This is a genomic window from Novosphingobium resinovorum, from assembly GCF_027922145.1.
GTDB lineage: Bacteria > Pseudomonadota > Alphaproteobacteria > Sphingomonadales > Sphingomonadaceae > Novosphingobium > Novosphingobium resinovorum.
The window spans coordinates 88,749-113,876 of record NZ_BSFC01000030.1; the positions used below are offsets into that span (position 1 = coordinate 88,749).

At 67.3% G+C, this 25,128-nt stretch carries 22 protein-coding genes; 5 read left to right on the forward strand and 17 right to left on the reverse strand.

The features are described from left to right. Nucleotides 1-123: 123 nt before the first annotated feature. From PKE80_RS18430 to PKE80_RS18460, 7 genes are read right to left on the reverse strand one after another with little or no spacing between them, the layout of a single operon-like run. Nucleotides 124-1,329, reverse strand: coding sequence for a class I SAM-dependent methyltransferase (locus PKE80_RS18430; protein ID WP_271183741.1), 1,206 nt, complete (start codon nt 1,327-1,329; stop codon nt 124-126). Further along, entirely contained in the window at nt 1,329-2,009 is a 681-nt protein-coding gene (locus PKE80_RS18435) for a DUF3108 domain-containing protein (RefSeq protein ID WP_271183742.1), read from the reverse strand. The genes PKE80_RS18430 and PKE80_RS18435 overlap by 1 nt, the downstream gene beginning before the upstream one ends. A 20-nt stretch (nt 2,010-2,029) precedes the next feature. Then, nucleotides 2,030-2,704 (reverse strand): SDR family oxidoreductase, encoded by a 675-nt coding sequence (locus tag PKE80_RS18440; protein ID WP_271183743.1) that lies wholly within the window; start codon nt 2,702-2,704, stop codon nt 2,030-2,032. After that, nucleotides 2,701-3,519, reverse strand: a complete 819-nt coding sequence (locus PKE80_RS18445) for an alpha/beta fold hydrolase (RefSeq protein WP_271183744.1) — start codon at nt 3,517-3,519, stop codon at nt 2,701-2,703. The genes PKE80_RS18440 and PKE80_RS18445 overlap by 4 nt, the downstream gene beginning before the upstream one ends. Then, complete coding sequence (locus PKE80_RS18450) at nt 3,519-3,893, reverse strand: hypothetical protein (protein ID WP_271183745.1); 375 nt, start codon at nt 3,891-3,893, stop codon at nt 3,519-3,521. The genes PKE80_RS18445 and PKE80_RS18450 overlap by 1 nt, the downstream gene beginning before the upstream one ends. Next, the gene (locus PKE80_RS18455) at nt 3,890-4,573 is read right to left on the reverse strand and encodes an isochorismatase family protein (protein ID WP_271183746.1); all 684 of its coding nucleotides are present in this window, start codon (nt 4,571-4,573) and stop codon (nt 3,890-3,892) included. The genes PKE80_RS18450 and PKE80_RS18455 overlap by 4 nt, the downstream gene beginning before the upstream one ends. Next, complete coding sequence (locus PKE80_RS18460; protein WP_271183747.1) at nt 4,570-5,460, reverse strand: isocitrate lyase/PEP mutase family protein; 891 nt, start codon at nt 5,458-5,460, stop codon at nt 4,570-4,572. Before PKE80_RS18460 ends, PKE80_RS18455 begins: the two co-directional genes overlap by 4 nt. Before the next feature lie 137 nt (nt 5,461-5,597). On the opposite strand from PKE80_RS18460, the gene PKE80_RS18465 reads away from it, so the two are divergent. Together PKE80_RS18465 and PKE80_RS18470 are read left to right on the forward strand one after the other, a co-directional pair. Further along, nucleotides 5,598-6,578: a CobW family GTP-binding protein gene (locus PKE80_RS18465; RefSeq protein ID WP_271183748.1), complete on the forward strand. Its 981-nt coding sequence runs from the start codon at nt 5,598-5,600 to the stop codon at nt 6,576-6,578. Continuing rightward, complete coding sequence (locus PKE80_RS18470) at nt 6,575-7,933, forward strand: dihydroorotase (protein WP_271183749.1); 1,359 nt, start codon at nt 6,575-6,577, stop codon at nt 7,931-7,933. The genes PKE80_RS18465 and PKE80_RS18470 overlap by 4 nt, the downstream gene beginning before the upstream one ends. Before the next feature lie 141 nt (nt 7,934-8,074). On the opposite strand, the gene PKE80_RS18475 is transcribed toward PKE80_RS18470, so the two are convergent. The 9 genes from PKE80_RS18475 to PKE80_RS18515 form a co-directional block, all read right to left on the reverse strand. Beyond that, nucleotides 8,075-9,223, reverse strand: a complete 1,149-nt coding sequence (locus PKE80_RS18475; protein WP_271183750.1) for an aromatic ring-hydroxylating oxygenase subunit alpha — start codon at nt 9,221-9,223, stop codon at nt 8,075-8,077. 61 nt (nt 9,224-9,284) lie between these two features. Beyond that, entirely contained in the window at nt 9,285-10,676 is a 1,392-nt protein-coding gene (locus tag PKE80_RS18480; protein ID WP_271183751.1) for an MFS transporter, read from the reverse strand. A 154-nt stretch (nt 10,677-10,830) separates the two neighbouring features. Next, on the reverse strand, nt 10,831-12,324 hold the full coding sequence (locus tag PKE80_RS18485) for an aldehyde dehydrogenase family protein (RefSeq protein WP_271183752.1): 1,494 nt from the start codon (nt 12,322-12,324) through the stop codon (nt 10,831-10,833). A gap of 5 nt (nt 12,325-12,329) precedes the next feature. Next, on the reverse strand, nt 12,330-13,148 hold the full coding sequence (locus PKE80_RS18490) for an alpha/beta fold hydrolase (protein ID WP_271183753.1): 819 nt from the start codon (nt 13,146-13,148) through the stop codon (nt 12,330-12,332). After that, the gene (locus PKE80_RS18495) at nt 13,145-13,486 is read right to left on the reverse strand and encodes a hypothetical protein (RefSeq protein WP_271183754.1); all 342 of its coding nucleotides are present in this window, start codon (nt 13,484-13,486) and stop codon (nt 13,145-13,147) included. The genes PKE80_RS18490 and PKE80_RS18495 overlap by 4 nt, the downstream gene beginning before the upstream one ends. Beyond that, entirely contained in the window at nt 13,483-14,553 is a 1,071-nt protein-coding gene (locus tag PKE80_RS18500; protein WP_271183755.1) for a class I SAM-dependent methyltransferase, read from the reverse strand. The genes PKE80_RS18495 and PKE80_RS18500 overlap by 4 nt, the downstream gene beginning before the upstream one ends. Continuing rightward, nucleotides 14,550-16,217: a nitrilase-related carbon-nitrogen hydrolase gene (locus PKE80_RS18505; protein WP_271183756.1), complete on the reverse strand. Its 1,668-nt coding sequence runs from the start codon at nt 16,215-16,217 to the stop codon at nt 14,550-14,552. The genes PKE80_RS18500 and PKE80_RS18505 overlap by 4 nt, the downstream gene beginning before the upstream one ends. Nucleotides 16,218-16,234: 17 nt before the next feature. Then, entirely contained in the window at nt 16,235-16,945 is a 711-nt protein-coding gene (locus PKE80_RS18510; RefSeq protein WP_036526983.1) for a hypothetical protein, read from the reverse strand. Between the two features lie 180 nt (nt 16,946-17,125). Then, nucleotides 17,126-17,281: a hypothetical protein gene (locus tag PKE80_RS18515; RefSeq protein ID WP_271183757.1), complete on the reverse strand. Its 156-nt coding sequence runs from the start codon at nt 17,279-17,281 to the stop codon at nt 17,126-17,128. Between the two features lie 263 nt (nt 17,282-17,544). On the opposite strand from PKE80_RS18515, the gene PKE80_RS18520 reads away from it, so the two are divergent. From PKE80_RS18520 to PKE80_RS18530, 3 genes are read left to right on the forward strand one after another with little or no spacing between them, the layout of a single operon-like run. Next, on the forward strand, nt 17,545-19,593 hold the full coding sequence (locus PKE80_RS18520; protein WP_271183758.1) for a hydantoinase/oxoprolinase family protein: 2,049 nt from the start codon (nt 17,545-17,547) through the stop codon (nt 19,591-19,593). 13 nt (nt 19,594-19,606) lie between these two features. Further along, complete coding sequence (locus PKE80_RS18525; RefSeq protein WP_271183759.1) at nt 19,607-21,487, forward strand: hydantoinase B/oxoprolinase family protein; 1,881 nt, start codon at nt 19,607-19,609, stop codon at nt 21,485-21,487. After that, complete coding sequence (locus tag PKE80_RS18530; protein ID WP_271183760.1) at nt 21,484-22,104, forward strand: isochorismatase family protein; 621 nt, start codon at nt 21,484-21,486, stop codon at nt 22,102-22,104. Before PKE80_RS18525 ends, PKE80_RS18530 begins: the two co-directional genes overlap by 4 nt. A 320-nt stretch (nt 22,105-22,424) precedes the next feature. On the opposite strand, the gene PKE80_RS18535 is transcribed toward PKE80_RS18530, so the two are convergent. Beyond that, the gene (locus tag PKE80_RS18535; protein ID WP_271183761.1) at nt 22,425-24,857 is read right to left on the reverse strand and encodes a TonB-dependent receptor; all 2,433 of its coding nucleotides are present in this window, start codon (nt 24,855-24,857) and stop codon (nt 22,425-22,427) included. Nucleotides 24,858-25,128: the final 271 nt, after the last annotated feature.

Consider the following 25,128-nt stretch of genomic DNA (forward strand, 5'->3'; position numbering starts at 1 on the left):
AGAGACTGGAAAGTACATCGTCATTGCGAGGCCCTGCAGGGGCCGCGGCAATCCAGGGCGTCGCAGCGTCGGTCTGGATTGCTTCGCTTCGCTCGCAATGACGAAGTGAGGGGCGAGATGAGGTTAGCCCGGCTTGCGTGCGATCAGCACTTCCCAGCCGCCGCCGGGGGCATATTCGCCCGCCTTAAATTCGCGGTCGGCCAGTTCGTCGGCCTTGGCGGCGTCGTAGCCCGTCGCGTCGGCCCCGGCGTATTCACGGATGACCATCGGCGCGGTGTCGAAGCGGATCGTCTCGGGATCGAAGCCCGCGTTCTTCGCAAGGCCCACCTGGTCCATCTCGCGCATGGCGCCCCAGAACGGCTCGTTGTTGTAGTAGGTCTCGTTGTCGAGGATGAACTGGGTGAACGGGTCCATCAGGTCGAACGGCGGCAGGTCGCAGTGGATCATCAGGCCGCCGGGACGCAGCAGGCGGAAGCACTCGTCGAAGATCCTGGGCATCGCCTTGCCGCTGGTCTCGTGCAGCAGGATATGGCTGACGACGAGGTCGAAGGAGGCGTCCTCGAACTCGGTCTTCTCCGCGTTCATCTGCGCGAAGTTCACCGTCTCGCCCAGCGCCACCGAGCGGGCGTGGGCATAGCGCACCAGCGGCTCGGCGACGTCGATGCCCCAGACTTCCGCCTCGGGAAAGAACTCCTTGTAGGGCAGGGTCGAGTGGCCGACCGTGCAGCCCATGTCGAGCACGCGTGTCGGCGCGAAATCGGGCATGGTGCGGCGGATATAGTTCACCACCGATCGGCCCTTGCCGTCGTTGAACGGCCCGCCGTAGCCCATGCCGTAGAGGTAGACGCCGCGTTCGTAGAGGGCGCCAGCCGCGAATTGCTCGGCATCATGGCGGGAGGCATAGCCGCCCGGCATGCAGTGGATGTCGAGCGCGGTGACGTAGCGGGGCACGTCGAACGCTTCGGGAATGCGCAGTTCGCCGCCCTGTCCCTCGCGTGCCTTCACCTCGGCGGCGAGGCGGGGCCAGTCGCGCTCGATGGTGTCCACCACCGAGAGCCACAGCAGTTCCTGCGCCGTCCGGTTGAGCGCGGCGTAGGACTGGAAGAACGGCTCCTTCTTCATCGCTTTTCGCACGTCGTGACGGCTGGCGAGATCGACGCCGAGCGACTGCGATTCCGCCGCCGTCTTGGCGAAGAGCGGGGTCAGGCCGGGCAGGACCTCGCGCTGGATGAAGCCGCGCAGGCCCTTGGCGAAGTTCTGGCGGCTCGCCTCGTCGTGGCTGGCGCGCGGGAGAACCGGGTGGTCGGCCTGCTGGAAGACGTTGAGCATCAGCCGAGTCCTGCGAGTTCGTAGCGCACCGGCCCGAACGAGCCTTGCAGACGCAGCGGCAGGTAATCGCCCGGGGTCACCCAGAAGTCGGCGTATTCGGGCACGAATTCGCTCCAGCGCACCTTGAAGTGCTCGGCCTCGAAGCTGCCTGCGCGCACGGTGATCTCCTCGCGGCCGACGTAAGTGACCAGCGGCGTCACGCAGTGCGCGCGGTAATTGCCCATGCCCCATTCGGAGATCGAGTTGGTCACGCAGGTCACCGGCTTCTCGACGCCCGGATCGGCGGTGCCGCAGGCTGCGGCAACCAGCACGTCGGCGAGGATCGTGTGCATGCCGAGGTAGTCGATCCGCTTGCCCGTCTCCAGCCGCTGCGAGAACCGCCCGGCCTCCTGCGAGAAGACTTCCGCCTCCACTGCGGTGCCGTCGACGCGGAACCAGCAGTGTGCCTTGAGGTTGCCGTCGACGAACTCGCGGGTCTGCGCCTCGATCGGGTTCCAGTCGCCGTCCACCGACCAGGTTGCGTTGCGCAGCACCTTGCGGTCGTCGAACTCGATGGTGGCGTTCATCAGCCGGCCCTTGTCCCAGACCGACATGGTGAAGGCCTCGCGGCCCCATTCCTCGTCGCCTTCCTTGAGGTGGACGACACGGCCGGAGAGATGCTTCGGAATCTGGTAGGTCATGGTCGGTCCTTTGGAAAAGTTCACCAGGGAACGGTGTCCCCGGTGTATTCGAGGAACGGGGCGCCATCGGCCGAGGGGTGGGCAGTGCTGACGAGGCGGTAGATGCCGTCCACGCTGTCGGCGACTTCGACGGTGGCGTCGGCGCCGCCCATCTCGGTCTTCGCCCAGCCGGGGCAGATGATCAGGACGGCGCGTTTTTCGCCGTGAGTGACGGCGAAGCTGCGCACCAGCATGTTGAGCGCCGCCTTGCTGACGCGGTAGAGGTCCGCGCCGGCCAGCGTGTTGCGCACCATCGAGCCCATCCCCGAACTGGTGAAGGCGAATGTGCCGCCTTCGGGCACCAGCGGTTCCAGCAGGGTGGCGAGGCGCACGCTGCCGATGGCGTTGGTCTTGAGGACGCGCAGGACCTCCTCGTCGGCGCGCTCCCAGATCGGCGCGTCGCCCTGAGGCAGGATGCCCGCGACGATGTGCAGCACGTCTATCCGCTGCCCGGCTAGGCTGTCGCGCAGGGCGAGCGCCTGCCCCTCGTCGGTGATGTCGAGCGGCAGGACGGTGACGCCGTCCAGCGCCTCCAGCGCGGGGGAGGGGACCACGGTGGTCGCCACCACGTCCCACCCTTCGGCGCGGTATCGCTGCGCAAGTGCAAGGCCGAGGCCCTGCGTCGCGCCGACGAGCAGGACCCGGCGCGGGATCACTGCCAGCCCGCTCCGCGCAGGAACTTCGCGACTTCGTCGGCCCATGCCTCGGGCTGCTGGTCGACGATGTCGACGCCGCCGCCTTCGAGCGCGGCGAAGGCGAAGTGTGGGAAGAGGGCGTGGGCGCGCTGCGCGTGGTCGAAGATCATGTCACCAGTGTTCGACAGGATCAGCGTCGGCTGTTTCACTTGTGCCAGCTGCGGTTCCTGATCGTACATGTAGGCGGCGTTGTGGCCGTACCAGAAGGCGCCGCGCCCGATCAGCGCCTGCACCACGTAGTCGCTGAGGCGCGCGTGCGGGATGGTGCCGCTGGCAAGGTTGTTACGAATGTCGAACAGTTCCGCCATGTGCCCGGCGTGCTCGCGCGCGTGGTAGCCCAGTTCCCACTGATGCAGGTTGTCGATGAAGTTCTGGCGGTCCGCGGCGCTGACCAGAAGCGGGCCGTTGACGATCAGCGCGGCGATGCGATCGGGGAACAGCAGCGCGCCCTCGGTCGCCGCCAGCGCGCCGGTGTGGTGGCCGAGCAGGGCCGCGCGCTCGATCCCCAGCGTGTCCAGCACGGCGGGAATGACTTGCGCATAATCGGTGACGGTGGGGGTGCCGGGCGTCGGGTCGGACATGCCGAAGCCGGGCATGTCGATGCCGATCGCGCGATACCCGCGTGCCGCAAGCGGGGCGTAGACATTGTCGAACTGGCCAGAAGTCATCGGCGCCTGATGGAACATCAGCAGCGCGGGGCCTTCGCCCGTCTCCTGGAAATGGACCTGCCCGAACGGGCCGTCGGCGTAATGACGGCGGGGCCAAGGGTGTGTCATCAAATGTCTCCTGTCGCGACCTTGTCGAGCGTCTCGCGGTAGGTCCGGTCGCTGTACTTGTGTTCGAGTTCGCTGCGCCGCTGGCGCGAGAATTGGAAGAGCCTGCCGTAGAAGTCCTGAAGCGCCTGCTCACGCGTCCGCAGCAGCGCCTCGTCGGGCTGGAGGGCCTCGATCTCGGCGGCGAGGTCGATCCCGTGGCGGGTCATGACGCGCTCGGCGGTGTCGAGCCTTTCGCGCACGGCGTGCAGTTCCTGCGCGAGAACCAGCACCATCGACATGACTTCGTCGACGCCTTCGGTCGCGAAGAACTGGGGTCGCTTGCCGCGCACGGTACGGGCCAGTTCGGGGCGGGGGAGTTCAGGCGTGTCGCTCATGCGTTCAATCCGTCCAACGCTGCCAGCACCTGCGCCAGCGGTTCCACGTCGGCATACTTGTAGGCCATGTCGAACAGATTGACCGCGTGGGCCGTGGGGCTGCGGTCGTAGACGCATTCCTCGGGCACGGTGACGCGGAAGTTGTAAGCGAAGGCGTCCACCACGCTGCCGCGCACGCAGCCGCTGGTGGTGCAGCCGGTGACGACCACGCTGTCGCAGCCCAGATCGATCAGGTAGCTGGCGAGCGGGGTGCCGAAGAAGGCGCTAGGGTGCTTCTTGGGCAGCAGCACGTCGCCGGGGAGCGGCGCGACGTCCTCGACGAAGCGATAACCCTCGGCGCCGATGGTCATCAGTTCGGGGACTTTGGCGGCAAGGCGCCCCTGATCGAACGCCTCCTTGGGGGCGACATGGGGGTAGAGCACCGGCAGCCCGAGTGCGCGGAACTTAGCGAGCAGCGGGGCGATGTGGCGCACCGCCTCCCACCCGGCATCGCCGCAGCTGGTCTTGAATTCCTCGATGGAATCCCAGAACGGCGCCTCGCGCGTGCCGATGGTGCGATACTGCACGTCGATGATGAGCAGCGCTGGGCGCTTGCCGAGACCGCCCGGGCGACCGAAACCGGCAGCGCGGTAGCGGCGCTCCTCCTCCTCGGAGACGATCCCGCTCCAAGGTCTTGTCATGGCTTCACGTCGCCTTCGTAGTGAAGGCGCATCGCGTCCCACTCGGCCGTCCTTACGACCTTCTGGCGCTGGACGAAGTCGGCGAGGCGATCGCCGACGTTCTGCAGCGAGCCATCGTCCTTAAGCGCGCCCAGCACCTGCTGCATCGCCAGTACCGAAGCCTGCAGCGCGGCATTGGCGTAGAGGACGAGGCCATAGCCCATCGCCTCGAACTCGCTGGCGGGGAAGGGCGGGGTCTTGCCGCCGTGGACCACGTTGACGAGGTGCGGCAGGCCGGGATTGCGGCCCGGCGCGTCGCGCAGTTCGGCTTCGGTGGTCAGCGCCTCGACGAACAGGATATCGGCGCCCGCCTCGGCATAGCGGCTGGCGCGCTCGATGGCGGCTTCGTAGCCTTCCACCGCCTTGGCGTCGGTGCGGGCCATGATCAGCGTGTTTTCGTCGCGCCGGGCGTCCACCGCCGCCTTGATCTTGCCGATCATCTCGGCGGCGGGGGCCACGTCCTTGCCCTCGAAGTGGCCGCAGCGCTTGGGGAAGACCTGATCCTCGATCTGGATCACCGCCGCGCCGGCCGCCTCGAGGCGGCGTACCGCGTGGTAGCAGCTGACCGAATTGCCGTATCCGGTGTCGGCATCGACCACCAGCGGCAGGTCCACCACGGCGGCGATCCGCTCCACCGCCTGCGCCATGTCGGACAGGCCCAGGATGCCGATGTCGGGCAGGCCCAGCTCGGTATTCGCCACGCCCGCGCCGGTGACGTAAAGCGCCTCGTAGCCAAGATCCTGCGCCACGCGGGCGGCTAGCGGATTGGCGACGCCCGGCAGCAGGACGGCGCGCTTGTCTACCCCGTTTGGTGAAGATAGGCGCAGCTTGAATTCGTGTCTGGTCATGAGGCCGGAGACTATCGCTGCCGTGGCCACGCGGGAGGCGGCGCGCGGGGGCTATCCGGCAGGCGGAGTTTGTTCGGCTGGCGGGGAAAAGCGCGCATCGGGGCTGGCTCATGAGCGCACCGGCCTAGTCTGCCCGGATGACGCCAGACGAGCGCATCCCTGTGGAGATACTCACCGGCTTCCTCGGCAGCGGCAAGACGACGCTGCTCAACCGGATGCTGTCGGACGGCGCCTTTCGCGACACCGCCGTGGTGGTGAACGAGCTGGGCGAGATCGGGCTCGACCACCTTCTCGTCGAAACCGCGCCGGGGCAGGTGGCCTTGCTGGAGGGCGGGTGCCTGTGCTGCGCCGTGGTCGACTCGCTTCCCGAAACGCTGCTGGATCTCGTGCGCCGCCGAGCTGGCGGGGACCTGCCGAGGTTCGGGCGCATCGTCATCGAGACGACCGGGCTCGCCGATCCCGGTCCGATCATGGAAGTGGTCCGCCGCAGCCCGCTGCTGGCGCATTTCCTGTCGCTGGGCGTGGTCGTCACCGCGCTCGACATGCTGGGCGGGCAAGGGCAGGTGGAGCGTCACCCGGAGGCGCTGCGCCAGCTGGTGCTGGCCGACCGGCTGGTCCTGACCAAGCTGGACTTGCGGGGGCCCCTCGCGCCTGAGGAATGCGTCTGGATCGCCGGGGCCAATCCGCTGGCGGACGTGGTCACCGCATCGGACGTCCTCGCTGATCCGGCGCTGCTGCTGGCCCCTTCGCGCGGGGCGCGGCCTGCCGTGACGGACGATCACGCGGCGCATAGCCATGGCGTGCGGGCCTGGAGCTTTCCCCTGGGCGAGCCGGTCACCCGCTCCGGCCTCGCGGCTTTCGCGGCGGCGCTGGATCACCGGCTGGGCGCGGACCTGCTGCGCTGCAAGGGGCTGGCCCGGACGCGCGGCCGCCTGTTGCTGGTGCAGGGCGTCGGCGCGCGGTTCTCGGTGACCGAGGCGCCGCCGTCTGCCGCGGAGGCCGCGCCGCACCTCACCGTCATCGTCCAGCGGCGCGAGGCAGGCGAGATCGCCGCGCTGCTTCCGTGGCTCCACGTACCCGAGGGCACGATGCCCCCATCCAAAGAGGACCTGCAATGAGCGGCTTCGACCTCCTGATCGCCAACGGCACCATCGTCGATCCCGTCGGCGGGATCGCTTCGGGCGACATCGCCATCATCGACGGCCGCATCGCCGCGCGCCTCGTCCCCGGCAGCGGAGTGACTGCGCGCGAAACGATCGACGCCTCGGGGCTCCACGTCTTCCCCGGCCTCATCGACACCCACGTCCACTTCGGCTTCGGCGAGCCGATCACCGAATACACCACCGAAACGCAGCACGCGGCCATTGGCGGCTTCACGTCGATCCTTGGCTATTTTCTGTCGAGCGATGGCTACGGCGATATCTTCGACGCTGAACATGCCCATGCCCGCGAGCGGTCGCACATCGATTTCGGCTTCCACTTCTCCGTGGCCAGCGAGCGCCACGTCGAGGAAATGGAACGCTACGTCGCCGATTACGGCGTGACGTCGTTCAAGTATTTCATGAACTTCAAGGGCGAGGAAGGCCGCTATCTTGGCCTCGACGGGACCGACGACGGCTACTTCTACGCGCTGCTGGAGAAGGCCGCGAGCCTTGGCGAAGTCACCATCGTCGTCCACACCGAGAACATCGAACTGGTCAACCGCTTCCGCCGCGCCAGCATCGCCGGGGGCGGCATGACGCTGAAGGACTGGAACCTCTCCAAGCCCGCGATCACCGAGGCGGAGAGCACCATCCGGGCGCTTTATCTGGCGGAAAAGCTGCGCGCGCGTATCTATATCCCGCATATCTCAACGCGCATGGCACTGGACGAGGTGCGCCGCTGGCGGGACCGCTACGACCGGGTGACGGTGGAGACCTGCCCGCACTACCTGACGCATGACTGGGACGCGGACATCGGCCCCATCGGCAAGGCGAACCCGCCGTTTCGCAGCCCGGACGACGTCGCGGCGCTATGGGAAGGGCTGGCCGACGGCGCCATCGACGTCGTCGCTTCGGACCACGTACCCCGCAAGCGCGCCACCAAGGAGAAGCCGGTGTGGCAGGCCTCGCAGGGTTTTCCCGGTACGGCGACGATCCTGCCGGTGCTGCTCGACCAGGGGTATCACAAGGGGCGCTTGTCGCTCGAGCGGATCGCGCAGTTGCTCACCAGCCGTCCGGCGGAGATATTTTCCATGAAGGGCAAGGGCAGCCTGGCCCCCGGTGCCGATGGGGACGTGACGCTGGTGGACCTTGAGCAGAGCCGCGTGGTCGATCCTGCGGCGCTGGCTTCGTATTCGGACTATAGCCTTTACGAAGGCTGGACCCTGCGGGGCTGGCCGGTGCGGGCGATCCTGCGCGGGGAGACGATCATGCAGGATGGCCGGGTCGTGGGCGCCGGGGGGTATGGGCGTTATCTGGAACGACGGGGGTGAGGGCTGGCCTAGGGAGGCCCACCCCTGTCCCCTCCCGCGAGCGGGAGGGGGATGAGAGAATAGCGCTAGGTTCCCCCTCCCGCTTGCGGGAGGGGCGCGAGACTTGGCGATTTATCGCCTAGTCGCAGCGGGGTGGGCCTCTCAGGCCTCACCCAACCCCAGTTCTTCCAGTTGATCCGCCCAGTCGCGGTGCCATTTCTGCACGAGAATCTCGTTCGCCCCGAATACGGCGCTGAACCCCTCCGGCGCGTTCGACAGGTTGCGGTAGGCTTCCTCCGAGACACTGTAGTCCTCCGTCCGCACGACATCCTCGATGAAGCCGTGGAGCACCTGCCAGTCCTCGTCCGGCTGCGGGCCGTCGGCGTGGCCGGGGCGATAGGTGGCCATGCGCGTCACCGTGCTGCCGGGCGTCTCGCCGGGATAGAGATGGTAGAAGCCGTAGAACATCTCCCCGTTCGGACCCGAGGAGACGTTGAGGTTGATGTTGGGAAAGATGAAGTAGTTGCCGCCGAAGTTTTCGTCCGGCCACTCCGTCTCCGGCGCGTCGGCGAGCGCGTACCAGTCCTTGCGCGGGAAGCCCATGCGGGCGTTGCGGTCGAACGGGGTCAGCGCCATGACGTTGGAGACGAGGCGCGGGGCCACCGTGGTCGCGTGCAGGGTCGCGAAATGGTAGCTTTCGCAGTAGGTGTCCCAGGCGCATTTCCAGTTGGTGCGCGTTTCCAGCCGGCTGCGGCGCATCGGCCGGGCGCGGCCGAGTTCGAGGTGCTCCAGTTCCGCCGCGAAAGGGCCGAGCCATTGCGCTACGTCGATCGGGCCGCCCTCCGGATCGGCGCGCACGAAGACCATGCCCGCCCATTCCGTTACCGGCAGCTCGACCAGCCCGCGCGCCGCGCGCTCCATGCCCGCGAAGCCCTCCGCGCCGGGCAGGCCGATCAGCTTGCCCTTGAGGTCGAAGGTCCAGCCGTGGAAGCGGCAGGTCATGCGCTTGCGGCTGTCGCATTCGGTCACGAGGCGCGCGGCACGGTGCGGGCACATATTGAGGAAAGCGCGTACCTGCCCTTCGCCGTCGCGCAGGATCACGATTTCGGGGCCGAGGGCATCGAACAGCAGCTTGTCGCCCGGCTCCGCCACGTCGAGCGAAAGGCAGGCCATGATCGGCAGCTTGCGGAAAGCCTCCCGTTCGCGCGCATGGCGCTCGGGATCGACGTAGGCGTGGGCGTCGATCTCCATGACGGTCTCGGCCAGGTCTGTCCGCCCGTCGCGCAGGCGCTCGACGAGGGCGCGGCGCAATGAGTTGTGGGAGTCCCGTCGGGCTGCAGAGGGGGCGAGAGAGGGATCGGCGGTCATCGGATCAGTGTCCCCGGTAACGGATGAAGGCGAGGAGGCTCAGCGCCTTGAGTACGGCCGGATAGACCGCGAAGCAGAGCACCAGCGTGGTGAGGGCGCCGGGCGTCTGCGGCACCGCGCCGCTGCCCTTGGCGCCGGCGAAACCGCCGAGGCTGAGCAGCACGCCGGTGATCGCCGGGCCGAGCGCGAAGGCGACTTTCTCCAGCGCGCTGAACACGCCGGAATAGACGCCCGCGCGGGATGCGCCGGTGGTCTCGCGGTCGTGCTGGATGGTGTCGGTCAGCATCGACAGCGCCATCAGCAGGTACATCGAGTTGAACAGGCCCCACAGGAACCCGCGCAGCGCCATCAGCACGATTCCCGGCGCGGGGATGCCGAGGTGTGCGGCGATCCAGCCGTTCTCGGTCGGCCCGGCGGTGATCCACGAGAGGCACAGCAGCGACCAGCCGAGCACCCCGGTGACGAACAGCGCGCGTTTGGAGAAGCGGCGGCTCAGCCAGACCGTCAGCGGCTGGGCGACCAGCACCGAAGCGGCGGCGAAGACGTTGACGATCGCCAGCGCGCCCGCATCGTGCAGGACGTAGAGGAAGAACAGGCCGAAGACGGTATAAGTCATGCCCTGCGCGGTCAGCGCGAAGAAGTAGGTGGTGGACAGGCTCACGAAGCTGCGGTTGCGCCACAAGGCGAGGATGTCGGCCTTGCCGGTCGCGCCTTCGGGGCGGGGCACGGTGATGAGGCGGGTGCGGCGCACGGTCGCCCAAGTGACGCCCATGCTCACCAGGCAGACGAGGCCGTAGAGCATCCCCATGCGGTTGAAGCCGTGCCAGCCGTCGCCCAGCCACTGCGCCACCGGCAGCGCATAGCCCGCGCCGATGGCGACGCCGACGGCCAGGAAGACGAGGCGATAGGCGAGGATCGTCGTGCGCTCGCGCGGGCTCTCGCTCATCTCGGACGCGACCGAGAGGTAGGGCACCGAGAACAGGCTGTAGGCGGTGGAGGCGAGCGCGAAGGCAAGCGACATGTAGGCTGCGCTGGCCAGCGGGGAGGCGAAGTCCGGCGCGCTGAACATCAGCACGAAAGCGAGGGCCGAAAGCAGCGCGCCCGCGCCGAGGAAGGGGGCGCGGCCCCAGCTGGTGGCACGCCGGTCCGACCAGCCGCCGACGAGGGGGTCGCAGAACACGATCCACGCCTTGGGGATCAGGATCGCGATGCCCGCCATCCACGCCGGGATGCCGAGCACGGTGATCATATAGATCGGCAGGATCAGCGCGGGGGTGTCGCGGAAGATCTGCGCCCCCACCGCCCCGCTGCCATAGCCGAGCCGGGTGGCAAGGCTGACGCGCGGAGTGCGTGCCGGGGGCGAGGTCATGGCGGCGTCGTAGGTCGCTTCGAGCATCAGCGTTCCTCTTGTGCGGCGATCATGGGTATCCCGCCTTCGTCATTGCGAGGGGCGCAGCCCCGCGGCAATTCAGCGGCGGCCCAGCGGTGGCGCAATTCGCCCTGGATTGCTTCGCTGCGCTCGCAATGACGGGGGTGGGGACCGTCATGGGTCAGGCCTTCCCCGGATAGGCGCTTGCCACCGAGCCGGTCGCGGGCTGGTGCAGGGCCTTGGGCATGGAGTATTCGAGCAGCCCCTCGTCGCCGTACTCGCGCCCGAAGCCGCTCGGTCCCGAGCCGCCGAACGGCAGGTCGAACGAGAAGCCGCTGCGGTTGTGCGCGTTGACGAGGCACAGTCCGGCCGGCAGCGAGGCCGCGAGGTCCCATGCCTGCTCGGCGTCGGATGACCAGACCGAGGCGCTGAGGCAGTCCCCGGTGGCGGCCCAGCGGCGCACATCGGCTTCGTCGCGCCAGGTGACCACGGGGACGATCGGGCCGAACTGCTCGTCGCGCACGAGTTCGGCGTTGTCGGTCAGGCCGGTGACAAGCTGGGGCGCCACGAAATAGCCCTGCTCCGGGTAGTCGGAGAAGTCGTTCAGGAGCGGCACGACCATGCCCCCGTCGCAGCGTGCCTGCGCCGCGACGCGGCTGATGCGGCCTTGCGCCTGCGCGCTGATGACCGGACCGATGTTGGTGCGCGGGTCGAGCGGGTCGCCCATGTACAGCAGGCGCCGCGCCGTCTCGACGTAGGCGTCCACGAAGTGCTCGGCCACGGCTTCGTGGACGTAGAGGCGCTTGGCCGCCATGCAGACCTGCCCGGCGTTGAGGAAGCTGGCCCAGACGAGCGCTTCCATGCGGGCGGTGGTCGGCGCGAAGTCCTCCAGCACGATCAGCGGGTCGTTGCCGCCCAGTTCCATCACGCTGGGGATGAAGCGGCGGCTGGCCTGTTCCAGCACTGCGCGGCCCACCGTGCCGCCGCCGGTGAAGGCGACTTTCGCCACTTCGGGCGCGCCGATCAGTGCCTCGCCGGTCTCGGCGCCGCCGTTGACGGCGCGCAGCAGGCCGGGCGGCAGGTGCGCGGCGATCATGGCGACGATGGCGCTCAAGGTCAGCGGCGCGAAGGGGGAGGGCTTCACGAGCACCGCGTTGCCCGAGAGCAGGGCGGGCGCGATCTTGGTCATGGCGAGGATGATCGGCGCGTTCCACGGCACGATCGCCGCGATGACGCCATATGGCGCGCGCCGCACCACGCGCCGCCCCGGTCCTTCGCCGCGAACGTCGTCGGCAAGGAGACGGCGGGCGCGGCCCTCCATGTCGGCGGCGAAGGCCAGCGCGAAGCGGATTTCCCCGGCGCATTCGCCCACCGGCTTCCCCATCTCGCTCGCCATCGTGCGGGCGAGGGCGTCGATGCCCTCCACCGCGCCGAAGGCCATGCGCAGCGTGTCCGCGCGCGTCTCGAAGTCGAGCGCGGCCCATTCCCTCTGTGCGGCCGCTGCGGCAGAGGCGGCCGCGAGGACGTCGGCGGGACTGTCGCGGCGGATGCGCCCGGCCAGTTCGTCAGGCCGGGCGGGGTTCTCGCGCAGCAGCCACTTGCCCTGCGCGTCCGCCATGCTCGACGCGGCGAAGTCCCCCAGCTTCGGATGGCCGGTCTGCGAATGCGGGGCCAAGACCGTCAGCCTTCCTTGAGGAAGCGGACGCAGGCTTCGGTCCACTCCTCCGGGAACTCCTCTATGGTGTCGAGCGTGCCGCCCTCGATCCGGTAGTCGGGCACCTTGCCTTCCAGGAAGTGCAGGCACTTCATGATGCCCGGCGCAGAGAGGTCCTTGTCGCCCCAGACGATGAAGCCCGGCACCGTCACGTCGAAGCGCAACTGCTTGAGCGTGTCGAGCTTGCTGGCCGCGTAATACGATGCCTGCGCGTTCTCCCCGGCGGTGAGGGCGGCGACGTAGAGCTTCTCGAATGCCTTGAGGTTGTTCACCGGCGAGACGTTCTTCCAGCGCAGCTGCCACAGGCGGGTCAGGTGGCTGCCGTCCTCCTCGGCGATGGTCGCGGGCGCGCGCATCGGCACCACGCCCTCGTCGGGGTGGAGCAGCACCGGGCCGGAGAGGACGAACTTCTTGACGCGCTCCGGGTACTGCGCCGCCAGCTGGGTGGCGAAGTAGGCGCCGGTATGGACGCCGATCACCGAGATCGGATCGGTCAGCCCCATGTCGTCGAGGAATTCGACGATGGTGCGCGCATATTCCTCGGGCTCGACGAGGCGGCCGGGCAGGTCGGACATGCCGTAGCCGATGGTGTCCATGCAGATCGCGCGGAAGTGTTCGCCCAGCATCGGCAGCACGGTGTCGAACATGCCGCTCGACTGCGGGGCCTGGTGGAGACACAGGACCGGTTCGCCCTCGCCATGCTCGCGGTAGTGGAGCTGGCCGAGGAAGCAGCTGGAATAGCCGCGCTTGAAGTTGACGGGCGCGGTATCGATGGTCGGGATCATGACGGCTCCTGCTGGCTGGCCTCGGGCGCGAGCGGCAGCTCGGCGAGGCTTCGGAAGATGGTGGAGACGAAGGCGGCGCGGCTTTCGCGCATCGCGGCGGTTTCGTCGGGGGTGAAGGTGAAGCTCTCGATCGCCTCGGGACTGACCGCACCCTGTGCGGCAAGCACGCCTTCCAGAACGGCGTTGCGGCGCTTGAGCACCCAGACTTGCGCCGCCATTTCGAGCATGACGTCCATCATCGCGTCGAGGCGGCGGTCGCCGAGGAAGGGGCGGCCGTCGGCAAGGCCCTCGCTCTTGTCCAGCCAGCGGCGCAGGTCGGCGACTTCGTCGGGTGTCATGCGGTTTTCCTGCAGACGCGGATCTGCAGCGCTCCGGTAGAGGTGGCGGCAGGGCGGTAGTCGGGATCGACGTCGCCGAAGTGCGCTTTCAGCAGCGCGGTGAAGTCGGAATGGACGAAGGCGGGGGCGTAGGGCTCGCCGTTGTACCAGCTGTCGAACAGGCGCATGCAGTGGCGGCCGCTGAGTTCTTCGGCCGCGATGTGCGGGAAGTCGATGATGGTGAAGGTGCCGCCCGGCTTCAGGATGCGCGCGGCCTCTTTCACGACGCCTTCGGCCACTTCGGGCGGCAGTTCGTGGAACAGGATCATCGCCAGCGCCGCGTCGACGCTGTTGTCGGCGAAATCGAGCGCGGCGGCGTCGCCTTGCGTGAAGTGGACCTCGATCCCCAGCTCCCGTGCCCGGGCATGGCCGTAGCGCAGCATCGGCGCGGCAAGGTCGATGCCGTGGACCTCGGCTTCGGGGAAGCGCAGCTTGAAGGCGGTGGTGGACTGGCCGACGCCGCAGCCGAGGTCGACGATGCGCTGCGGAGAGCCGTCGATCGGGCACCAGGCGGCCATGACGTTGTGCAGGCGGTCGTCGTCGTTGCCGCCGGTGAAGAATACCTTGGAGCCGTAGTGGAACACGAATCCGGCGAGCGCGTCGTCGTGGTAGTTGCCCGGCTGCAGGTGGATGTCCTGCGCCCGGAAGTATTCGGGATAGGCGAAGTCCGGGTCGATGCGCAGCAGGTGGGGGGCGGCGGCCTCGGCCTGCTTCAGCCAGTCCTCCAGTTCGCCCGCGATGCGGCGGTAGGTGTCGCCGGTGCCGCGCCACATCATCGTCTGGGTCGAGCGCATCATCCGCCGCGCCATCTGCGCGGCGGGCACGTGGTCGAGCGCGGTGAACAGGTCCTGCACGCGCGGCCGGGGCGACCGGGTCGCCATCCGGGCGCCGATCGCATCGCCCGACTGGACGAGGCGCGGCACCATGCGCGAGAGGTTGAAGGCGCGCATTCCCTCGACGAAATCGACGTAGCTCTCATCGTCGAGGCTGGCCGCGCCGCGCAGGGTGCCGATCGGCGGGCGGCTCACGCCGGGACGCTTTCGCGCAGCGCCAGGATCGCGCCGTAGAGTTCCGGGCGCGTGTCCATGATGAGGTCGGTCGCGCCCATCAGCCGCTTGTCGCGGTTGGGGGCGAGGTCGACCTCCACGGTGAACGCGCCGGTGAGCGAGGGCGCTATGTGGCGGTCCGGCGCGTTGACTTCCTTGGTCTGCGGGAAGCGGTATTCCGGCGGGGTCGTGCAGACGGTGCCGGGCTTCGCGCAAAGGCTGTCGGCGCGCCCCGCACTGACGATGGTGACGTGGTTCTCCGCCGAACGCGCGGTGAGCATGAGTTCGTGGTGCCAGTCCTCGCGCCATGTCGCGGGACAGGCGATGAGGTCCGCGCCCTTGCGGGCGAGCACGCGGGCAGCCTCGGGGAACAGCAGGTCCTCGCCCAGCAGCAGGCCGAGGCGGCCGAACGGGAGGTCGAAGACCGGCAGATCGTCACCCAGCGCCATGTCGTTCGAGCCGGGGTCGGCATGGATCTGGCGGTATTCGCCGATCACGCCTTCGGGGCCGAATAGGACGGCGCGGTTGACGCGCTTGCCATGCTCGCGCCCCGGCAGTCCGGCGACGAGGTAGGTGCCTGCTGCGGCAGCGGCTTCGACGAGGGCTGCGGTCGCTTCGTCGAGGCGGCTGTCGTCGCCCAGGGCCCACGCGAAGAATTCGGGGAGCACTGCCAGTCCGGCCGGGGCCGAGGCGATCATCGTGACCGCCTGCGCCAGCCGTTCATCGAAGGTCGCGCCATCCGGCACGATGGTCGTCAGCGCGGCTTTCCCCGCCGGTGCGCGGTCTTCGGCGAGCGCCGCCAGCGCGGCGTTGTCCTCGCCCATCAGCGTGTAGAGTTCAGGCCGCCGCCGCGCCATGCGGTCTTCGCGTTCCAGCTTCGACAGGTCTATGTCGGCGAAGACCAGCCCGATGTCGTCATGCGTCGCGCGAACCAGCGCCGCGCCGTCCGGGCCGACCACCTGGCTTTCCCCTGCGCCCTTCACGAAGTCGCGGGTCATGCCTGCGGCGTCGATCAGGTCCTGCAGGTCCTGCCCCTTGACCATGTCCCCCACCCGGTTGGCGGAGATCATGAAGTAGCCGTTCTCGGCCGCGCGCGCCGGGATGTGCAGGTTCGCCTCGTCCACCCCGTTCGAACAGAGCGAGTTCAGTACGATGTCCGCCCCCAGGCACGCCATCGTGCGCGAGGTTTCCGGCACCAGCCCGTCCATGCAGGATATCATGCCGATGCGCCCGATTTCGGTGTCGTAGACGCGCCCGTCCTCGTCCGAGGGGAAGAACGCGTCGCGCTCGATCCACATCAGCACCTGCTTCTTGTTGGAGCCGATGTATTCGCCGTCCGGCCCGATCAGGTGGTTGACCATCCACGCCTTGGGGAATGGACCGCGCACGGCGGCGTTGAAGCCGATGAACAGGCCATGTTCGCGCGCCTTGGCACGGATCGCCGAGACCAGCGGACCTTCGAGGGTAACGGCCTCGCGCCATGCGTGTTCGCGGTCGGTGTAGGAGGTGGGGTAGTTGCAGCACTCCTGGAAGTGCACCAGCCTGGCCCCGCCCGCCGCCGCCTCGTCGGCAAGGCGAAGGATGTCGGCAAGGACGCGGTCGGTGTCCTTGCCGGTTTCGAACTGTGCTGTAGCTACCCGTAGCATCGTGCGCGCCTTTCGGATCAGAAGTCGAATTCGAGGGTGTCGCCGAAGCTCTTCTGGTCGAATTCGGCCAGTTCGTAGGTCACGCCCTTGGCATGGCCGATCACGCGGGCGCAGATGCGGTCCTGCCCGGTGGTCCAGACCTCGATGTCGGCGTCGATCGCGCCGGTGTGCCAGAGGTAGTGGTCGCAGACGAACTTGCCGGCGGGGACTTCGATCTCCTCCTCGCCGATGTACTCGATGGCCAGCGTCACTTCCTTGCCGTGCGTCATCTGGCCGCCGTTCCAGGTGGCCGAGGTGGTGAGGATGCGCACGTGCTGCGTGCCTTCGACCGCGCGGTCGCACTGGGTGAATTTCCAGCCCTCGACGACGGTGGGGTGGTAGCCGAGGACGAGGTCGGCGCCGCCGGGAAGCTGGGCCTGCTCGATCGGGCTGCCGTCGGGCGCGATGAGGAGCGACGTCACCTCGTCACCGACCACGCGGCGCACCAGAACGCCCTGGAACTCGCTGCCGACGAACAGGCGGAGGTGCCCGTCCATCGGCATGAATTCGGTGTTCACGGTCTGGGTGACGTGGCGCACCAGCGAGGTGCCGGGGAAGCGCGTCATCGACTGCGCGGTATGGGTGCCGTCGGGGTTGGTGGAGACGATGAAGTTCTCCCACTCGACCCACTTGGAGCGGTCGTCGCTGGGGCCCATCACGTAGCTGCCGGTGGTACGGGTAAGCGGCATTCGATCTACCTCTCTGTCGATCCGGATGGACGGCCCGAATGGTTGGGGCTGCATCCATTTGCGGTTGTCGACGTCGAGGCTGCCTCACACCGGGCGCGCGGCAAATCGAGGCTGGTGCCTCTGGCCACCAATCGAGGATTTATCGGCTGGTGGGGAATCGCGGTATTAACTGTTGCCGTGTCAGAGCGGCGTCGCGGTCACCACCATGCGGCCCAGGAACACCGGCTTTTCGGCGCCGATGACCGGCGCGCCGGGCGGCACGGCCATGGCGGCCACGCTGGTCAGGATGGCCGAGGATACGGCAAGGGCTGCGAAGGCGGGGAGCAGGCGGGTCATCTGGCGGCGTCCATCGTCGGTTTTCGATGAGGCCGGTATGACGGCGCGGTGTCGCAGGACTTTGCCACGCCTGCATCAAGCTGTCCGAAAGTGTATTGAGCGGTAATCTCAACAAGACCTTGGAGCCACGCGGATCGGCCTGGCGCTGCAATCGTTCCGCAGTGTGACCAGGCTTCTCCACCTGCCGATCAGTCGGGGGCACAACCCTGTCATTGCAGCCCCCGCGATGCTTGCTAGATACCAATCTAACGGAGATTGGGTTCATGACTTATCGCCTGGGGGTGGACGTCGGTGGGACGTTTACCGACCTTTTGCTGCTCGATCAGAAGAACGGCTCGTTCTGGCGCCACAAGACGCCTTCCACCCCGCATGACAGCTCGGAAGGCATCCTGAACGGCCTCGGCGCGATCTGCGAGAAGGCGGGAATCACGCCTGCGGACATCGAGTACTTCCTCCACGGCACGACCGTCGCGACCAACGCGGTGCTCGAAGGCAAGGGCTCGCGCGTCGGCCTCGTCGTCACCGAGGGCTATGGCCAGGTCATGCAGATCGCACGCTCGTTCGTGCCCGGCGGTCTCGCCGGCTGGATCGTGTGGCCCAAGCCCGAGCCGCTCGCCGCGCTCGAGGACACCGTGGAGATCGCCGGGCGCATGGATGCGCAAGGGCGCGAGATCCGCCCGATCGACGAAGCCGGTATCCGCGCCGCGCTGGAGAAGCTGAAGGCGCAGGGCGTCGAGGCGCTGACGGTCAGCCTGATGAACGGCTACCTCAACGGCGCGCACGAGAAGCGCGTGGCGCAGCTGGCGGCCGAGATCATGCCCGACGTGCCGATCTCGCTCAGCCACCTCGTCCTGCCCGAGATGCAGGAATACGAGCGCACCCTCACCACCGTCGCCAACGCGGCGGTGCGCCCGGTCGTGGGCAAGTACGTGCGCAACCTGCGCGACAACCTGCGCTCCGGCGGCATGGCGGGCTCGCTCTCGCTGCTGCGCTCCGATGGCGGCCTGATGTCCTCCGAGAAGTCGGAGGAGCATCCGGTCGCGCTGCTGATGTCCGGTCCCGCAGGCGGCGTCACGGGCGCGCTGTGGGTCGGCAAGAACTCCGGCATCCGCAACATCCTGACGCTCGACGTCGGGGGTACTTCCACCGACGTGGCGCTGATCGAGAACCTTGAGGCGCGCCGCGTTCGCACCACCGAAGTCGGCCACCTCTCGGTCCGCGCCTCGGCGCTGGACGTGAAGACGGTGGGCGCGGGCGGCGGTTCGATCGCCTACGTGCCCGAACTGACCGGCGCACTGCGCGTAGGTCCGCAGTCGGCGGGCGCGGTTCCGGGTCCGGTGGCCTATGGCAAGGGCGGCACCCTGCCGACCGTGACCGACGCCAACGTGGTGCTCGGCTACCTGCCCGAGAACCTGCTGGGCGGCACCTTCAAGCTCGACCGCGAAGGCGCCAAGGCGGCGGTGCAGACCATCGCCGACAAGCTGGGCATCGGCCTGATGGAAGCGGCGCGCGGCATCATCGACATCGTCAACGAGAACATGTTCGGCGCGCTGCGCATGATCTCGGTGCAGCAGGGCTACGATCCGCGTCACTTCGCGGTGATGGGCTTTGGCGGCGCCGGTCCGCTCCACGTCAATGCCGTGGCCAAGCTGATGGGTTCGTGGCCGGCGGTCTCGCCCGTCTCGCCGGGCGTGCTCTGCGCGCTGGGCGATGCCACCACGCGGATGCGCACCGAGACGGCGCGCTCGTTCTCCAAGCGCTTTTCGGAGACCGAGGAAGCCGAGGTGATCACGCTGCTGGAAGAGATGGCCGCGCAGACCACCCGGGAACTGACCGCCGAAGGCATCGCCGATGCCGACGTCACCGTGCAGTTCGAACTCGACGTGCGCTATGAAGGTCAGGCCTTCGAAGTGCCGCTCTCGATCAGCCCCGACGTGCTCAAGGCCGATGGCCTGGCGGGCGTCAAGGCGCGCTTCGATGCCGAGCACGAGCGCCTGTTCACGTTCAACATGGACACCGAGCATGAGCTGGTGAACCTGCGCGCCGTGGCGCTCGGGCCGCTGCTCGAACTCGAGGCGCTGCGCCTGCCCGAAGGCAACGGCGATCCGATCGAGGCCAAGGTGCGCGACCACGAACTGTGGTTCAACGGCGCCATGGCCCCGGCCGCGATCTACGACCGCGCCAAGCTGCGCGCCGGAGACGTGATCAAGGGCCCGGCGATCGTCACCGAGATGGACTCGACCACGCTCATCGAAGGCGACTGCGTCGGCACCGTCGATGCCGTCGGCAACATCCTGATCAACCTGGCCTGAGGGGAGAGAACCAATGCCCGCACGTATCATCCAGGCTAACGAAACGCCCTTCAACAAGGTCGACATCGACCCCGTCACCCTCGAAGTCATCGAGAACGCGCTGCGCAACGCCCGCGTCGAGATGGACGCGACGCTGGTGCGCACCGCCATGTCGCCCGGCATCCGCGAGCAGGGCGACGCCTTCCCGCTGATCGCCGACCATCAGGGCCGCATGATCGTGGGCCAGTTCGGCTCGTACATCGGCCCGTTCCTCGACGGCTTCGACGGCACCGTGGAAGACGGCGACATGATCTTCCTGTCCGACCCCTACTCGGTCGGCGGCGCGATCAGCCACTGCAACGACTGGCTCGTGCTGCTGCCCGTGTTCAAGGACGGCCGCCTGATCGCCTATACCTCGATGTTCGGCCACCAGAGCGACATCGGCGGCATGGTGCCCGGATCGATGCCAATCCACGCCACCGAGATCTTCCAGGAAGGCGTGCGCATCCCGCCCGTCAAGATCTGGAAGAAGGGCGAATACAACGAGGACCTGATCAAGCTGGTCATGCACCAGTCGCGCACCCCGGCGTGGTGCAAGGCGGACCTCAACGCGCTGATCGCCTCGTGCCGCGTCGCCGCGCACCGCGTGGTCGAAATGGCGACGCGCTTCGGCGACGACGTCTTCGTCTCGGCGACCGACCTGCTGCTCGACCGCAACTTCCGCGCGATGCAGCAACTGATCGCCAGTTCGATCGGCGAGGAGAAGGTCTCGTTCGAGGACTACATCTGCGACGACGGCATGGGTTTCGGCCCATACAAGATCAAGTGCACGATGTGGCGCGAGAACGGGCGCGTCGTCCTCGACTTCGACGGCACCGATCCGCAGAGCCAGGCCTCGATCAACATGTTCCTGAACGAGAACATGATGCGCATGTTCTTCGGCATCTACATGATCATGGTCTTCGATCCGCAGATCCTGTTCAACGACGGGTACTATCCGCTGATCGACGTACGCATTCCGGAAGGCTCGCTGCTCAAGCCGAAATTCCCGGCCGCGCTTTCGGGCCGCACCCACGTGCTGGGCCGCCTGTTCGACATCCTGGGCGGCCTGCTGGGCCAGAAGACCCCGGAATTCCTCAACGCTGCCGGTTTCTCGTCGAGCCCGCACCTGTTCTATGCAGGCACCGACAAGGCCGGAAAGTGGTTCCAGCTGTTCCAGATCGGCTTCGGCGGCATTCCCGGCCGTCCGCTGGGCGACGGGCCGGACGGGCACTCGCTGTTCCCAGGCTTCACCAACGTGCCCAACGAGTTCCTGGAGCGCTACTTCCCGCTCGTCATCGAAAAGTACGAGACGGTGCCGGACTCCGGCGGTGCGGGCCTGCACCGTGGCGGCAACGGCATCAACATGGTCTACCGCTTCCTCGAGCCGGGCGTGATCGCCATCCACGACGACCGCTGGTTCGTGCCGCCCTGGGGCGTCAACGGCGGCCACCCGGGCAAGCGCGCGCGCAAGCTGCTGGTGAAGGCCGACGGCACCGAGATCGTCGTCGGCAACAAGCTGGAGGACTACCCGGTCGAGGCCGGTGACGTGCTGCACTTCATCACCTGGGGCGGCGGCGGCTGGGGCGACCCGCTGGACCGTGACCCGGCGCTGGTGCTGAAGGAAATCGGCCAGGGCCTCGTCACCGGCGAGGGCGCGAAGGACTACGGCGTCGTCATCACGGACGGCGCGGTCGATGAAGCCGCCACCACGGCGCTGCGCGAGAAGCTGCGTACCGAGCGCGGTGCAATCGGCGTGTTCGACTTCGGCCCCGACATCGAGACGCTGCGCGCGAACTGCCTCGCCGAAACCGGCTTGCCTGCGCCGACCGCGCCGAAGTGGGCCACCGTGGAATTCGCGGAGGCCGCCGAGTGAGCGACCTTCTCGACGACTACAACCGTGGCGGCTTCGGCGGGGCTCTGCAGCCCGGCAAGAAGCCGGCGCTGTTGCTGGTGGACGTGGTCGTGGCGTATCTCACGCCCGGTCAGCCCCTCTACTCGCCGCGCTTCGAGACGGCTCTCGCCTCTTGCGAGCGTCTGACCGCAGCGGCGCGGGAAGCGGGCGTGCCGGTGATCTTCACCAACGTCGTCTACCGCGCAGGCGGCAAGGACGGCGGGCTGTTCTACCAGAAGGTGCCGGCGCTGGAGGCTTTCCTGGAGGGCTCGCCGCTCGGCGCCTTCCCGGACACGCTGCAGCCGCGCGCCGACGAAGTGGTGGTGACCAAGCAGTACGCCTCGGCGTTCTTCGGCACCTCGCTGGCGGCCACGCTGACCAGCATGGGCGTGGACAGCCTGTTCATCACCGGCTTCTCCACTTCGGGCTGCGTGCGCGCCTCGGCGCTGGACGCGCTGCAGAACGGCTTCGTGCCGCTGGTGGTGGCGGATGCCTGCGGCGACCGCGACGAGCGGCCGCACGAGGCGAACCTGTTCGACCTGTCGAAGAAGTATGCCGAAGTGCTCAGCGAGGAGCAGGCCATCGCCCTGATGGGGTGAGGTTTCTTGCGAATACGAGATGAAGGGGAGGCACGGCGCAGGCTGTGCCTCCCTTTTTTCATGCGCCGACGCTGGGGGATCAGCGCCGGGCATGGCAGGCGCCACTCCTTCGTCATTGCGAGCGTAGCGAAGCAATCCAGGGGAGTATGAAACCGCTCTGGATTCTTCGCTACGCTCGCAATGACGAAGGTGGGTGGTCGATGGCGATTACCGGGTTCTACCAATTCCGGAAGTCCGCTCCACCGAGCGCAGTTCGGGGAGGAAACAAAAAAAGGCCGGGGTTTCCCCCCGGCCTTTCCTTGTGTCGCATCAGCGTCGGATCAGAACTTGATCTTAGCCTGCACGCCAGCGGTACGCAGGTCGCCGAGACCCAGCATCAGCGCCGACGTCCGCGCCGCATAAACGAAGCCCGGTGACAGCGTGTAGTTGTCAGAGATCGTCAGGGGCGTCTTGTTGTTGAAGATGTTGTTCACGAATGCCTCGAGCGAGAGGTTGCCCCGCGTGATGCCTGCGCGTGCGTTGAACAGGTGCAGGTCCGGCGTGCGAGCAAGGTTCGCCTCGTTCGACCATACGCCCGACTTGAAATTCCAGTCGCCGCGCACGAACCAGCTGCCCTTGTCCCAGCCCGAAATCTCGGTGCCGACCTGGACGCCGACGTTGGCCGAATACTTCGAGGTGTTCTTCATCTCCTTGCCGGAATAGTCGTAGATTCCGGTCAGGGCGCTAACCGTGGAGCTGGCGAAGGCCTTGATGTCCGAGTCGTTGATCGCACCGGCGGCGTCGATGGTCAGGAACTCGGTCGGGCGCCAGGACGCTTCACCCTCGATACCGCGCAGGTTCACCGAACCCGCGTTCATCGATGCGGTGACGAAGCTGTAGCCGGTGGGCTGCGTGGCGTCGGGCGCGACGATGATGGTCGAGTTGATCTGGTTGCGCCACTGGGCGTAGTAGGCCGCGAAGGTGTAGCGCAGGGTCGATCCGATGCGACCCTTCAGACCGATCTCGTAGTTGGTGATCTTCTCGGGCTCGATGGCGAGCTGGCCACCGGCAGCGGCAGCGGCATCCTGCACGCTTTCGACCTGCGACAGGATGTTGGTGTTGAACTGCGCCGGGTTCACGCCCTTGGCCCACGATGCATAGACCATTGTGTCGGGAGTGATCTGCCAGTTGACGATGGCGCGCGGGGTGAAGTTCTTGTACTTCGCGCTCGCGAGCACGGTGCCGCCGGTGTAGAAGCCAGCCGGGATGAACGCGCTCGATGCGACGTTCACGCCGGAGGGGCGGGCGAACGCCTGCAGCTGGTCGATCTGGTAGCGGCCTTCGAAGCTGGCCGAGATCGTGTCGGTCACGTCGTAGGTCAGGCCGAAGAACAGGCCCGTGGTCTTGTTCCGGCTGAGACCGCCGGGCGAGAGGCTGGACGCGGTCAGCGCGCCGGTGCCGCCACCCAGGCCCTGCAGCTGGTCGGCGCTGAGGTAGCTGATGCCTGCGACGCCGCGGAACGGACCCGACACGTACTGCAGGCGGCCTTCGAGCGAGAAGTCGTCGATCTTGCGTTCGATCAGGTACGGATAGTTGAAGTATCCTTCGCCGAAGATTTCGGAAGCGTCGATCGTGCCGTTGCCGTTGTAGTCGTAGCCGCTGGGCAGGGCGCTGCCGTCGTAGCTGTCAAGGTCGATGAAGGTCGTCCAGACCTCACGGTTATATCCTGCAAGCGCCGAAGCGGTCAGCCCGTCGGTAACCTCCCAGTCGAGCGTCGCGTGGGCGTGCTTCGTGCGGCGCAGCAGGCCGTAGCCCTGCACGCCTTCCGAGGGATCGACGATGCGGTTGGTGCCGATGTTGAGGAACTGGCGCACGAAGTCGGTGTTGGTGACGTTCGCGGTGACCGGGTTCGCCATCGTCGGGATGGTGCCGCAGAAATAGGGGTTCTGCACCGCAGTGCCGGCCGGCAGGCCGGTAGTGGGGTTCAGAACGCCGCGGGTGTCGCCGGTGAGGACGCAGTTCGCCTGACCCTGGACGACGGTGCTGCCGTTCGGCGCCTTGACGTCGTAGGAATAGAGGCGGGTCTGGGCGGAGGGGCCGTCCTTGTCCTCGCTCAGCATGCCGAACAGCTTGATGGTGACGTTCGACGCGGGGGTGATGGCGAGCAGGAGCGAGGCGCTCTTGGTCTGCTGGTCGCCCAGCGTCACGCCGTCCTGGTTCTTCCACGAACCGTCCCTGGAATACTGCTCGCCGTTGATGCGGAACGAGAGGAGGTCGGGGATGATCGGACCTTCGATCGAGCCGCGCAGGCGCCAGTTGTTGCGCGTGCCGAGCATGCCGAGCACTTCGCCGCCCCAGTCGTTGCCGGGCATCTTGGTCACGACGTTGATCGCGCCCGCGAAAGTGTTGCGGCCGAAGTAGGCGCTCTGCGGACCCTTGATGATCTCGACGCGCTCCGGGTTGCTGATCGCGCTGACCTGCGAGGGCGAGGACACCGCGACGCCGTCGATGAACATCGAGGTCGTGGTGGCTAGCGTGGTCGACGGCGTCATGCCGCGCATGACGACCTGCTGGAACGAGCGGTCGGCGTGGCCGGACGAGCTGTTGTTGATGTTGATGCCCGGGGTCGAGGCGGCCATGTCGGTGACCGAGACGATGCCCTTGGCGTCGAGCGTTTCGGAGGTGATCGCGGTAACGGTGACCGGAACCTTGAGGATGTCTTCCCCGGTCTTGCGTGCGGTGACGATGATGTCGCCGCCGGTGTCCTGCGCCATCGCGGGAGCCGCGGTCAGGCTTGCTGCAATAGCAATGCCAGACAAGGTGGAGGCGAACTGGAGTTTATATTTGCCGGTCATTTCGTCCCTCAATGTTAAAGGCGTGCTTGCGACGCCAATTGTTGTCACGTTCCCTGCGTATCTGCGAATTTCACTGCCATTGGTTTTTGTAATGATACTATGCGCATTCTGCACTGACGTGCAGCATCGGAAGCGAGTAAGCTATTGGCCATCCCGTCGGCCCGATGGTGATAAAATTTCAATTTGCGAT